This window comes from Brevibacillus sp. FSL L8-0520, from assembly GCF_037963895.1.
Classification (GTDB): Bacteria; Bacillota; Bacilli; order Brevibacillales; family Brevibacillaceae; genus Brevibacillus; species Brevibacillus borstelensis.
In genome coordinates this window covers 757,404-769,496 of sequence record NZ_CP150171.1, presented here as the reverse complement: position 1 = coordinate 769,496, position 12,093 = coordinate 757,404, and the positions used below count along the sequence as shown (strand labels likewise).

12 protein-coding genes are annotated in these 12,093 nt (G+C 55.6%); 2 read left to right on the top strand and 10 right to left on the bottom strand.

The window, feature by feature from the left end:
* Positions 1–3: 3 nt before the first annotated feature.
* From purH to NSQ24_RS04160, 3 genes are all read right to left on the bottom strand, one after another.
* Entirely contained in the window at positions 4–1,554 is a 1,551-nt protein-coding gene (gene purH / locus NSQ24_RS04170) for a bifunctional phosphoribosylaminoimidazolecarboxamide formyltransferase/IMP cyclohydrolase (protein ID WP_327956015.1), read from the bottom strand.
* 182 nt (positions 1,555–1,736) lie between these two features.
* Positions 1,737–2,111 (bottom strand): hypothetical protein, encoded by a 375-nt coding sequence (locus tag NSQ24_RS04165; RefSeq protein ID WP_024983539.1) that lies wholly within the window; start codon positions 2,109–2,111, stop codon positions 1,737–1,739.
* A gap of 137 nt (positions 2,112–2,248) precedes the next feature.
* Positions 2,249–2,716 (bottom strand): SRPBCC domain-containing protein, encoded by a 468-nt coding sequence (locus NSQ24_RS04160; protein ID WP_003389449.1) that lies wholly within the window; start codon positions 2,714–2,716, stop codon positions 2,249–2,251.
* Positions 2,717–2,909: 193 nt separating this feature from the next.
* Between NSQ24_RS04160 and NSQ24_RS04155 the strand changes: the two genes are divergently transcribed.
* The gene (locus NSQ24_RS04155) at positions 2,910–3,485 is read left to right on the top strand and encodes a sigma-70 family RNA polymerase sigma factor (protein WP_003389450.1); all 576 of its coding nucleotides are present in this window, start codon (positions 2,910–2,912) and stop codon (positions 3,483–3,485) included.
* Positions 3,469–4,950 (top strand): hypothetical protein, encoded by a 1,482-nt coding sequence (locus NSQ24_RS04150; RefSeq protein WP_279041687.1) that lies wholly within the window; start codon positions 3,469–3,471, stop codon positions 4,948–4,950. The genes NSQ24_RS04155 and NSQ24_RS04150 overlap by 17 nt, the downstream gene beginning before the upstream one ends.
* Positions 4,951–5,059: 109 nt before the next feature.
* On the opposite strand, the gene purN is transcribed toward NSQ24_RS04150, so the two are convergent.
* From purN to purC, 7 genes are read right to left on the bottom strand one after another with little or no spacing between them, the layout of a single operon-like run.
* A complete protein-coding gene (gene purN, locus NSQ24_RS04145) occupies positions 5,060–5,674 on the bottom strand; it encodes a phosphoribosylglycinamide formyltransferase (protein ID WP_035989871.1) in 615 nt (204 codons plus the stop codon).
* Complete coding sequence (gene purM / locus NSQ24_RS04140; RefSeq protein WP_024983537.1) at positions 5,668–6,708, bottom strand: phosphoribosylformylglycinamidine cyclo-ligase; 1,041 nt, start codon at positions 6,706–6,708, stop codon at positions 5,668–5,670. Before purM ends, purN begins: the two co-directional genes overlap by 7 nt.
* Positions 6,709–6,768: 60 nt before the next feature.
* Positions 6,769–8,187, bottom strand: a complete 1,419-nt coding sequence (gene purF, locus NSQ24_RS04135) for an amidophosphoribosyltransferase (RefSeq protein ID WP_024983536.1) — start codon at positions 8,185–8,187, stop codon at positions 6,769–6,771.
* Positions 8,172–10,415 carry a phosphoribosylformylglycinamidine synthase subunit PurL gene (purL, locus tag NSQ24_RS04130; RefSeq protein ID WP_339167292.1) on the bottom strand — a complete coding sequence of 748 codons (2,244 nt, stop codon included), beginning with the start codon at positions 10,413–10,415 and terminating at the stop codon, positions 8,172–8,174. The genes purF and purL overlap by 16 nt, the downstream gene beginning before the upstream one ends.
* Complete coding sequence (gene purQ, locus NSQ24_RS04125) at positions 10,396–11,088, bottom strand: phosphoribosylformylglycinamidine synthase subunit PurQ (RefSeq protein WP_003389458.1); 693 nt, start codon at positions 11,086–11,088, stop codon at positions 10,396–10,398. The genes purL and purQ overlap by 20 nt, the downstream gene beginning before the upstream one ends.
* A gap of 3 nt (positions 11,089–11,091) precedes the next feature.
* Positions 11,092–11,340: a phosphoribosylformylglycinamidine synthase subunit PurS gene (gene purS / locus NSQ24_RS04120; RefSeq protein ID WP_003389459.1), complete on the bottom strand. Its 249-nt coding sequence runs from the start codon at positions 11,338–11,340 to the stop codon at positions 11,092–11,094.
* Positions 11,333–12,052 carry a phosphoribosylaminoimidazolesuccinocarboxamide synthase gene (gene purC, locus NSQ24_RS04115; RefSeq protein WP_031932028.1) on the bottom strand — a complete coding sequence of 240 codons (720 nt, stop codon included), beginning with the start codon at positions 12,050–12,052 and terminating at the stop codon, positions 11,333–11,335. The genes purS and purC overlap by 8 nt, the downstream gene beginning before the upstream one ends.
* Between the last annotated feature and the right edge of the window lie 41 nt (positions 12,053–12,093).

Sequence of the window (12,093 nt, the reverse complement as noted above, 5' to 3'; positions counted from 1 at the left end):
CTTCTAATGCTTAAAGTGTCGCACACCAGTAAAGACCATGGCAATCCCAAAACGGTTGCAGGCATCAATCGATTCTTGGTCCCGTACAGAGCCGCCTGGTTGGATAATCGCCGTAATTCCCGCTTTTGCCGCTGCCTCGACGGTATCGGGCATCGGGAAAAAAGCATCGGAAGCCATTACGGAACCGCGGGCTTTTTCACCAGCCTGCTCGATGGCAATCTTGGCAGAACCGACACGATTCATTTGACCGGCTCCTACCCCGATGGTCATGTTATCTGCGGCCAGTACGATCGCGTTGGATTTGACGTGCTTGACCACCTTCCAGGCGAATTTCAACTGCGCCAGCTCCTCGGCTGTAGGCTCTCTGTCGGTAGCGACGCGAATCTCCTCATCGGCGAGCTGCTTGAGATCGTAATCCTGAACCAGCGCTCCGCCCGCTACCGGCGCTACCCGGAGAACAGCTGCGGCATCTTTTTGGACAGGCGCCAGATCCGGCAGGCGCAAGAGGCGCAGGTTTTTCTTTTCAGTCAGGACATTCAATGCCTCCTCGGTAAAATCGGGAGCGAGGATAATTTCCAAAAAGGTTTCTTTCATCAACAGGGCCGTCTCTTTATCGATCGGCCGGTTGGCAGCGACGATCCCGCCGAAAATCGAAACCGGGTCGGCTTCAAACGCTTTTTGATACGCCTCGCGGACATCGCCGCCAATGCCGACACCGCACGGATTGGAGTGCTTGATCGCGACGACTGCCGGCTCTGTAAATTCACGGACGATAGCGAGAGCCGCATCCGCATCATTAATATTATTGTAGGAAAGCTCTTTTCCATGTAATTGCTCAGCGCCAGCGACAGAAGTCAGCCCCGCAAGCGGTTCCTGATAGAAAGCTGCACGCTGATGCGGATTTTCGCCGTAGCGCAAATCCTGTACCTTTTCATACGTCACGGTCAGGCTTTCCGGAAATGCTTCTCCCACCTGATTGTTTAGGTAGCGCGCGATCAGGGCATCATACGCGGCCGTATGCCCGAATACCTTGGCAGCCAATAGACGGCGTGTTTCCAATGTAGTATCGCCCGCTGCTTCAATTTCTCCGGCCACTTTCTCGTAATCCGCTGCGTCCACAACCACTGTGACGAATTGGTGGTTTTTGGCGGCAGAGCGAAGCATCGTCGGACCGCCGATATCAATATTTTCAATTGCGTCGGCATAAGTAACGCCGGGTTTCGCAATCGTTTCTTTAAATGGATACAAATTGACTACGACCAGATCAATCGTGTCGATGTTCAGTTCTTTCATCTGCTGAAGATGCGACTCGTTGTCGCGAACAGCCAAGAGACCTCCATGAATATTCGGGTGCAGCGTCTTGACGCGTCCGTCCATGATTTCTGGAAAACCGGTCACATCTGAAATGCCAATGACGGGGATGCCCGCTTCCTTGAGCAGAGAAGCTGTCCCGCCGGTAGAAATGATCTCGACCCCAGCGGCAGCCAAGCGGCGCGCAAAAGGTACCAACCCAGTTTTGTCCGAAACGCTGATCAGTGCTTTTTTCACACTCACGAATAGAACCTCCTGACTTTTTTCAAAAAGGTTGTAAAAACACGAACATTACATATACATTAAAACATAATTGTACGTTTTTATCAAGATTGTTCGGACAAAACAAAACGCAGCCTTCGGTGCCGGGGCACAGTCGGCTGCGTATCTTTTTTGTTCTCGTTATCGATACAGCGTTTATCCTGTCATGTCCGCTTCTTTTTGCGGCTTTGCATCTTTTTGATCCGTTCCGCCAAAGAGAGGTTTTTCACTTTTCCGCTGCCCTTCGGGGACGATTTTTTCTTTTCTCCCGATTCCTTCTTCTGACTGGTCGTCATCAGCTCCCCGATTGTATCCGCGGAAAGAGATTTGCCGTCTTTTACCTGCTGCCTGACTTTGTCTTTCGTTTCGTCCGAAAGATCAAGTCCCATATCCGACAGCTCACTCAAGACGGATTCAATATTTCCGTTCCCGTTTTTAGGGAGTTTCTCCGCAAGCTTCATAATGTCGGTCAGCGTCCACTCCCGACCCGTTCGTTTACTCAGCTTCCCCAACAGATCGGCTACGAAGTCCCCGTTCATTTGGCCCCTCCTTATTTCCACCTTCCCTTTACTGTATGTCGGGGCATGCGAAAAGTTTTTGTTGACGAGCGTCTATACGCTCGGTTTTTTTGGGGGACAGCTTATAGGTCCAACCGTTCTGAGAGGATCGCCGTTTTTTATTCACAGCACTTTGCGACCGGCTGCGCACTCGCGTACTTTTCAAGCCCGGCCAACGCCATGTTCCATGCCTGCTCAAACCAGCCGCGTGCAGCGTCCCATTCTTCTGTGCTGCCCCATCCGTTATGCACAAGCTGCACGTTGGTTCCTTCTCCGTCCGGAATGAAGGATACGACGACATGGGTGAGCGGACGCGCTTCGTTCATCAGTGAGGCAAACTGCCTTGTCCCCTTCCATTCAAAGACCAGCAGTTTGTTCTCCTCGATGGCCAGCACCTTGCAGCCGATAGTGCTGTCGTTTTCGCGATCGTCCGGTGCCCAGAACAGCTCGTATTTGCCTCCCGCCACAGGCTCCACCTCCGCCGCATTGGTCAGCCAGCTGGCCAGATGCTCGCTCCCGGTAAAGAATTGAAAGGCTTGCGCAGGGCCGCAAGATAGCTTTACGCTTTTATGTATGACCTTATCCATGTTATTCCTCTCCTTCCAGGTACTTTGTTTGATTATACCGGAAAGACTGAACATTCCGCTTCTTCTTGTTTGCTCTTTTGAGCGAGATCGCGAAAAGTTTTTTGAAGAGTGTCTGAGTGTTTTGCCAAAATCGAAACGTAGTCATTGATACATAGATGAAACGAACGTTGAAAGGGGCCCGGCGTGGATCGAAATGAACATCAGCGAAGAGAACCTTGCAAGCGAACTAAAGAACCGCAATCCGATTGCTTTGGAATACGCAATGAACGTATACGGAAAAAACGTCTACACCCTCGTGTACCGGATCATCGGCGGCATCGGGAGCCGGGAAGACATCGAAGAGTGTGTAAGCGACGCTTTTATCACCGCGTGGAAAAAAATTGCCGAATTCGATGAAAGCCGGGGAACATGGAAAACGTGGCTGCTGATTCTCGCCAAATACAAAGCGCTGGATTATCGCCGCAAGCTTCAGGAGCGGGGCAATGGAGCGCCATTGGCTGCAGAACCGACTTCCCGTACAGACCTGGAGACCGTTGTCCTCTCCCGCGAGCGTTCCGCACAAATTGTCGCTCTGATTCGCTCCTTTCCCGAACCGGACAGACGCATTTTTATCAAACGGTATTTTTACTACGAGACTTTGGAGAACATCGCGGCTGAGACGGGGTTGACCAAAAAGGCGGTCGAGAATCGGCTGTTTCGCTCCCGGCAAGCCCTCAGGCAGCAGATGCACCTTTTGGAACAGGAGGATACGTATGAAGGGAAGAGATGAACAAGCCGTATTTGACCTGATTGATCAAATAAGCGAAGAAGACTGGCGTGACTTCAAGGACTTCCGTGATTTCCCGGACTTCCGAGAATCCCCGGACTTCCGAGAATCCCCGGACTTCCGAGAATCCCCGAACTTCCTCGATTTCCCGGACTTTTACGATTTGCATGAACCCCCTTCCCATGCGGCTCTTCCTCTGGACAACGCTGCGTTGGACCGGATCAAAACGAGAACATGGCATGAGCTGGGCATTCATCCGCATGCCCAAAGCTCCGACTCTGTCCAAAAGAAGCCCGCAACGCCCCGAAGACGCTATCATAAAAGGGCTTTCGCTGCAGCCATCCTGCTTGTTTTGCTGGGAGCCGCTATCGGTTTATCTGAAGAGGTACGGGCAGAACTCAAAAAGATACTGCAGTTCCTCCCGGGATTTGGCACAGTAAGCGAAGGGAACGGGCATCCCGTCTATGTGCTGGAGAAGCCTGTCTCGGCAGAAGCGCGCGGTTCTGAATGGAAGGTGGACGGCATCATGATCGGGGAGCAGGAAGCCTCGATCAGGCTGAGGGGAACAGGCGGACATGCCCCCGACAAGATCACCCTGTCTACGGGCCAATCCGATAAGGAGCGCTATGAATTTAAGCACGGCACGTTCACCAGCTCAAGCAATGGGTGGAAGGCATCATATACGTATCGGGGAGCCATTCCGTTTTCCGGTCATGAGGCCGTATTCGTAGAGCTGCCAGTGGCTGTTATCGGTCCCTTGCCGCTTGTGTTGGCCAAGCAGGCTGGCAATCTAGACGGTCTTGGCCCGACCGCAGCAAAAAACGGCGTCACGATTACGGCAGTGACGACCCCGATGGCGCAGAAACGGATCAGGGTAAACCTGCTGTCCATCCTGCCTGACGGTCTTGAACTAGACTCCTTCGGCATAGATCCGCTCAATAAAAGCGAGGAGACAAGGCTGAAGCTGACAAATGAACGAGGCGGCAACCTCGAGATCCAAAAAGATTCAATTTTTGCCAATCAGAACGAGTTTTTCTTCACAGGGTCACCGCAGGATTTAGAGCGTTACCGCTTGTCGATCCCGTATATTCGCGTCGCCGATAAACATGCACCGCAACAGCAGGTAACAGTGCCTGTTCCTTTACAGGAAGGATCGGCAAATATTGATCAAACAGTGCTCCTGGCAGGCTTTCCTGTCGATTTTACAAAAGTGGAGCGAGTCGATTCCGAGACTGTCCGCGTGCACGTAAATGTCCGCTTTGATTCCGGTCTGGCGAAGACGCTGCAAAGCTTCAAGGTCTATACACAGAACGCCGACCGGATGTCCTATATGTGGAAAGCAGCCGAAGATACGGGAGCGATCGAATACTTGGAGCTGGAGGTGCAGCCTGGCATGGAGGAGCTGACCTTTTCCATCGGGGAACCGCGCTACCTCTTGAAGGGCCCGTGGCAAATGGTGATAGAATAAGAGCCTGCCCTTTCATCTTCCCCCTTCTGCAACGCAAAAATGGGTGCCCATTGTCAGATCTGACTTGTGGGACACCCATTTTATTCAGATTGTACTGTACAGTGAAACACTATTTCGTTCCTTGTCGTACATGACGCCCTTCCACTTTTACCCGGCCTGTGAGCAATTTGTCGATGACGTCAACGAGCAATCCATGCTCCACCTGATGAATCCGGGCGCTCAGGCTCTCGGCTGTGTCATCCTCCAGCACCTCTACAGGTGTCTGCGCGATGATCGGACCGGTATCCAGTCCGGCATCGACCATATGCACCGTTACCCCCGTTATCTTTACCCCGTAGGAGAGTGCCTGGCCGACGGCATCCTTGCCCGGAAACGCGGGGAGCAGCGACGGGTGAAGGTTGATCATGCGCCCCTCGTATGCCTGAAGCAGCGTATCTCCGACCAGCCTCATATATCCGGCCAATACGACAAGCTCTACTTCTCTCTTCTGCAGCTCGGCGACGATTTCCCGCTCGAAAGTGGCCTTGTCCGGATATGCTTTCGGATCGAACACAAACGCATCTACGCCAAGCCGAGCAGCCCGTTCCAAAACGCCGGCGCCCGGTTTGTCGCATACGAGCAGGGCAATCTCGGCTCCCGCCAGACGGCCGCTTTTTGCCGCTTGCACGACCGCTTCAAAATTGGAGCCGCTGCCAGATGCAAAGACGGCTATCCGCTTCACCACGCCACCCCGTTGTATACGACCTTTCGTTCCCCGGCAGCGATATGGCCGATCCGGTACGGCTGCTCGCCCGACTGCTTCAGCGTCTCCATCGCCCGCTCGGCATCCTCCGGCTTGACGACCGCGATCATGCCGATCCCCATATTGAAAGTGCGGTACATGTCGCTCCAGGAAATATTCCCGGATTCCTGCACCAGGGAAAAGATCGGCAGCACCGGCCACGTCCCGACGTCGATGACCGCCTGCGTCCCTTCCGGCAATACGCGCGGAATGTTTTCCGTAAAGCCGCCGCCGGTGATGTGGGCCATCGCTTTCACCTCGACCGCATCCAGCAGCGACAACATCTGTTTTACGTAGATGCGTGTAGGAGTCAAGAGCTCCTCGCCCAATGTTTTGCCGAGGACGTCCATATGGTCGCTCAGAGAAAGGCCGCGGTCAGCCAGCAGAACCTTGCGGACAAGCGAAAAGCCGTTGCTGTGGACTCCGCTTGCGGCCAGCCCGATCAGCACGTCGCCCGGCTTCACCGAAGCGCCGGTAATCAGCTTGTCTTCGTCAGCCACGCCTACCGTAAACCCGGCGATGTCGTACTCGCCTTCCGCGTACATGCCTGGCATTTCCGCCGTTTCGCCGCCGATCAGGGAGCAGCCTGCCTGGGCGCAGCCGTCGGCAATCCCCTTGACGATGGCTTCGATTTTCTCCGGAACGACCTTGTCGCACGCCAGATAGTCGAGGAAAAAGAGCGGTTCCGCTCCTTGCACCACTACGTCGTTGACGCACATGGCCACCGCGTCGATCCCGATCGTGTCGTGTTTGTCCATGGCAAAAGCCAGCTTCAGCTTGGTGCCGACTCCATCCGTTCCCGAGACGAGCACCGGCTTTTTGTATTTGGTCGTATCGAGACGAAACAGAGCGCCGAACCCGCCCAGATCAGTGAGCACCTCCGGCCGGAATGTCCGTTTGACGTGCTTTTTCATGCGCTCGACCGCCTGATTGCCCGCCTCTATATCTACTCCCGCTTGCTTGTATGCATCACTCATGGTTTCTCCTCCATCGGTAGAGGTTGGTTGTTCGCTTTGCAAAAACACGCAGCTTGCCTGTCAGCACTTATCTGCAGGCAGCGCCGCTTCGTATTCCACTTCTGTCGGGTAGTCTCCGTTGAAACATGCCAGACAGTGACCGCGGTTGGGAGAGCCATCCTCGCGGCCGATCGCGTCGATCATGCCTTCGATTGTCAAAAAGCTGAGCGAATCGGCGCCAATGAATTGGCGGATTTCTTCCACCGATTTGGACGAAGCGATCAGCTCGTCGCGCGTCGAGGTGTCGATGCCGTAAAAGCAGGAGTTCATGACCGGCGGCGAACTGATGCGGACGTGGACTTCCTTTGCCCCCGCGTCGCGGAGCATTTGCACGATCCTGCTGCTCGTCGTCCCGCGGACAATCGAATCGTCAATCATGACCACCCGCTTGCCTTCGACCACCTTGCGAACGGCTGACAGCTTCATGTACACGCCGCGCTCGCGCAGCTCCTGGGTCGGCTGGATAAAGGTGCGTCCCACATAGCGGTTTTTGATCAAGCCCAGCTCGTAAGGAATTCCCGTCGCCTCCGCGAAACCGATTGCGGCAGAAATGCTCGAATCGGGAACGCCGGTCACGACGTCGGCTTCCACAGGCGCTTCGAGAGCGAGCTGTTTCCCCAGACGCTTGCGGGCCATGTGGACGTTGATGCTGTCGATGTCGCTGTCCGGACGGGCAAAGTAAATATATTCAAATGTGCAGATCGAGCGTTTGGTGTTTTCGGCAAATGTGGACTCGCGGACGCCGTCCTCGTCGACCACGATCAATTCGCCCGGCTGAACGTCCCGCCAGTACTCTGCGCCGATGATGTCAAACGCGCACGTCTCCGACGCCACGCAAATCGCATCGCCGAGACGCCCCAGCGAAAGCGGACGCAGGCCGTTGGGATCGAGCGCGATGATTAGCTGTTTTTCATTCATGACGAGAAGTGCGTAGGCTCCCTTGATATGCTGCAGCGCCTCGCGGACAGCCTCGGTCAAATCGCTGCTTTTGGAACGGGCGATCAAGTGCGCGATCACCTCAGTGTCGCTGGTCGTCTGAAAGATCGAGCCTTTTGCCTCCAGCTCCTTTCTGAGAACCGAAGCGTTGACCAGGTTGCCGTTGTGAGCCACAGCCATGCTGCCGTGAGCGTAGCGGAAAAAGAGCGGCTGCGCGTTCTCGATCTTGCTCGAACCCGCAGTGGTGTAGCGTGTATGACCGATGGCAATGTTGCCGCGAAAGGTTTGCAGATCCACACCGGCAAACGCCTCCGCCACCAGCCCCATCCCCCGGTGTTTGTACCAGCGCTCGCCATCGGAGGCGCAGATGCCTGCGCTCTCCTGACCGCGATGCTGCAGGGCGTGCAGCCCCAGATACGTCAGCGGGGACGCTTCCTTGTGGTTGTAGATGCCAAAAACGCCGCATTCTTCGTTCAGTTTGTCCCAGATTACCCGATCAAACATGGAATCGCATCCTTCCATGCGGCCTTCAAAGCTGTCAGCGGTGCGTGTACAGCTTCGACCCCGTTGATGTTCACCACCAGTTGCTCTCCGCCAGTCTGTCCGATTGCCTGCGCAGGCACGCCCATTTCGCCGGCCAGAGCCAGCACCTCATCGGCCTTTTCCGTGGCGACACTGATCAGGATGCGGGACTGCGATTCGCTGAACAACAGCACATCCGCTCTCAGATCAGAGGACAGGGAAACTGTCGCGCCGATGTTTTCGCCAAAGCACGCTTCCGCAAGAGCCACGCCGAGGCCGCCTTCCGACAAGTCGTGTGCCGATTTGACCAGCCCGTTGCGGATGGCGTCCAGCACCAGCTTCTGCACAGCCGCCTCTTTTTTCAAGTCCAGCTGAGGCGGACGGCCGGAAATCGCGCCAGTCGCATATTTTTGATACTCGCTTCCGCCCAGCTCGGCAAAGATTTCGCCGAGCAGGATGACGACATCTCCCTCAGCCTTGAAATGCTGCGTGGTGATATGATCCACATCCGTGATCAGGCCCACCATCCCGATCGTCGGGGTCGGGTAGATCGCATCGCCGCTCCGCTCGTTGTAGAAGGAGACGTTTCCTCCGATGACAGGCGAATTCAGCGCCAGGCACGCTTCGCTCATGCCGTCAACGGCTTTTTCAAATTGCCAGAACACTTCCGGCTTTTCCGGGCTGCCGAAGTTCAGGCAGTCTGTGACCGCGAGCGGCTCGGCACCAGAGCAAACGACGTTGCGCGCCGCTTCCGCCACGGCGATGGCACCGCCCACCTGCGGGTCCAGATACACGTAGCGTCCGTTGCAATCCGTGCTCATCGCCAGCGCCTTGCGGGTACCGCGCACCATCACGACAGCGGCGTCGGAGCCTGGCTTGACGGCTGTGCCTGCCCGGACGATGTGATCGTATTGTTCATAAACCCATGCTTTGCTCGCGACCGTCGGCTGGGCCAGCAAAGCCTTGAGCGTTTCATTCAAATCCTTCGGCTCGCTGATCGCCGCCACCGGGTCCACCTTGGCATTCGCCTCGTAATAGGCGGGAACCCTGGAAGGGCGATGGTACACAGGAGCGTCATCCGCCAGCGTTTTCACCGGCACCTCTGCGACCACCTCGCCGTGATGGAGCAGTCTGAGCAGGCCGTCATCCGTCACTTTTCCTACGACGGCAGAAGCCAATCCCCATTTGTCAAAGAGAGCGATTGCCTCTGCTTCTTTGCCCTTTTCCACGACGACGAGCATGCGCTCCTGGGATTCGGACAGCATCATTTCATACGCGGACATGCCCGCCTCCCGCTGCGGCACCAGATCGAGGTTCATCTCGATTCCATTGCCCGCCTTGGAAGCCATCTCCGCGCTGGAGCAGGTCAGGCCGGCCGCCCCCATATCCTGAATGCCGACGACGATTCCGGTGTCGATCAGCTCCAGGCATGCCTCGAGCAGCAGCTTTTCCATGAACGGATCGCCTACCTGCACAGCGGGGCGCTTTTTCTCCGATTCTTCATTCAATTCCTCGGAAGCGAAGGTAGCCCCGTGAATGCCGTCACGGCCGGTGCTCGCTCCCACGTAAATGACCGGGTTGCCGATCCCGCTGGCCACCCCTTTTTGAATCTTGTCGTGGTCGATCAGACCGACGCACATTGCGTTGACGAGCGGGTTTCCTTCATACGTAGGGTCGAAGTTGACTTCGCCGCCTACAGTCGGAATCCCGATGCAGTTGCCGTAGCCGGCAATCCCGGCGACTACGTTTTCAAACAAGTATTTGACGCGCGGGGTTGTCAGTTCCCCGAAGCGCAGCGAATTGAGCAAAGCGACCGGACGCGCTCCCATCGAGAACACATCGCGGATGATGCCGCCTACGCCTGTTGCCGCTCCCTGGTACGGTTCGATGGCAGAAGGGTGGTTGTGGCTTTCGATCTTGAAAACGACAGCCTGATTGTCGCCGATGTCGACGATGCCGGCGCCTTCACCCGGTCCTTGCAGGACGCGCGGGCCGGTCGTCGGGAAGCGGCGCAGGACAGGGCGGGAGTTTTTATACGAGCAGTGCTCCGACCACATCACGCTGTAGAGCCCTGTTTCCGTCCAGTTGGGCTGGCGTCCCAGAATGTTGACAACGCTCTTGTATTCTTCGTCTGTGAGACCGATTTCGCGATAAAGCTTTTCTTCGGCAATTTGCTCGGCAGTCGGTTCTTTATGAGTGAGCTTGGACACTGTTTCGTTCCCTCCATGTCTGTAGAATCGAGGTAAACATGCGCCGTCCGTCGGCAGAACTCATCCATTCGTGAACAGCGCGCTCCGGATGGGGCATCATGCCCAGCACGTTGCCTTTTTCGTTGCAGATGCCGGCGATATCCTCCAGTGAGCCATTCGGGTTTTCCCCGTGATAGCGGAACACGATCTGATTGTTGGCTTTCAGTTTTTCCAGTGTTTCTTCGTCACAGTAGTAGTTGCCCTCGCCGTGTGCGATCGGGATCTGGATGACTTCACCCGCCGCGTAATCGCGGGTAAAGGCGGTGTCATTGTTCTCGACGCGGAGCGCGGACAGCTTGCAGCGGAATTTGAGCGAACGGTTTCTCAGCAGCGCTCCCGGCAGAAGCCCTGCTTCGGTGAGAATCTGGAAGCCGTTGCAGATGCCCATGACCAGCTTGCCTTGCTCGGCCGCCTTGATGACCTGCTCCATCACCGGGGAAAAACGGGCGACGGCGCCGCAGCGCAGATAATCGCCGTAGGAAAAGCCGCCCGGCAGCAAAATGACATCGTAGCGGGACAAGTCGTTTTCTGCGTGCCATACGTAGTCGACCGGCACTCCCATCACGTCTTCCACTGCATTGTACAAATCCACGTCAGCATTGGAACCGGGAAATACGATAACGGCTACACGCATCGCTCAGCCCTCCACAATCTCGAAGCGATAGTCTTCGATGACAGTGTTGGCAAGCAGCTTCTCGCACATTTCGGAAACCCGTTCCTCCGCTTTGCTCAGGTCGGAAGTATCCAGCTCCACTTCCAGATACCTTCCGATGCGCACGTCCTTTACCTCGTCGAATCCAAGCGAATGCAGCGCTCCTTTTACTGCGTGGCCTTGCGGGTCCAATACGCTTTGACGCAATGTAACGTAGACGACAGCTTTATACATGTGCCTCTCCTCCCAATCGTTTGAGCATTTCCTGATACGCTTCCTCTACTTTGCCGAGATCGCGGCGAAAACGGTCCTTGTCCAGCTTTTCTCCCGTCTCGGCATCCCAGAACCGGCACGTGTCCGGCGATATTTCATCGGCGAGGAGAATCTCTCCTTCCGGTGTACGACCAAACTCCAATTTAAAATCGACGAGAAGGATGCCCCTCTCCCGCAAATACGGCTGCAATACGTCGTTGACCATCAATCCCAAACGCTCCAGTGCAGCCAAATCTTCTTCGCTGGCGATACCCATCACCTTGATGTGAGAAGGATTGACGAGCGGATCTCCGAGCGCGTCGTCCTTGTAGTAAAACTCGACGACCGGCTGAGGAAGCACAGTGCCTTCCTTCATGCCCAGGCGCTTGGCCAGAGAACCGGCGGCGATGTTGCGCACGACAACTTCCAGCGGAATGATCTCCACCTGCCGTACCAGCTGCTCCGTGGGCGACAACAGGCGTATGAAGTGATTGTCGATGCCGCGCTGTTTCAACATCGTGAAAAAGATTGCGGTAATCCGGTTGTTCAGTTCTCCCTTGCCGGTGATGGTCGCTTTCTTTTCTCCGTTAAAAGCAGTGGCGTCATCCTTGTACTCCACCCAATACTGATTGTCCAAAGACGTACGATAGATACGCTTTGCCTTGCCTTCGTAAAGTTGTTCTCGTTTTTCCACTTCCGGAGCCACCTTCCCCCGATGATATGGGTTTGATCAAA

Coding starts and splice junctions, on each gene's coding strand:
- NSQ24_RS04165 (WP_024983539.1), bottom strand. CDS start 2,111: ATGAACGGGGACTTCGTAGCCGATCTGTTGGGGAAGCTGAGTAAACGA.
- NSQ24_RS04160 (WP_003389449.1), bottom strand. CDS start 2,716: ATGGATAAGGTCATACATAAAAGCGTAAAGCTATCTTGCGGCCCTGCG.
- NSQ24_RS04155 (WP_003389450.1), top strand. CDS start 2,910: ATGAACATCAGCGAAGAGAACCTTGCAAGCGAACTAAAGAACCGCAAT.
- NSQ24_RS04150 (WP_279041687.1), top strand. CDS start 3,469: ATGAAGGGAAGAGATGAACAAGCCGTATTTGACCTGATTGATCAAATA.
- purM (WP_024983537.1), bottom strand. CDS start 6,708: ATGAGTGATGCATACAAGCAAGCGGGAGTAGATATAGAGGCGGGCAAT.
- purF (WP_024983536.1), bottom strand. CDS start 8,187: ATGTTTGATCGGGTAATCTGGGACAAACTGAACGAAGAATGCGGCGTT.
- purQ (WP_003389458.1), bottom strand. CDS start 11,088: ATGCGTGTAGCCGTTATCGTATTTCCCGGTTCCAATGCTGACGTGGAT.
- purS (WP_003389459.1), bottom strand. CDS start 11,340: ATGTATAAAGCTGTCGTCTACGTTACATTGCGTCAAAGCGTATTGGAC.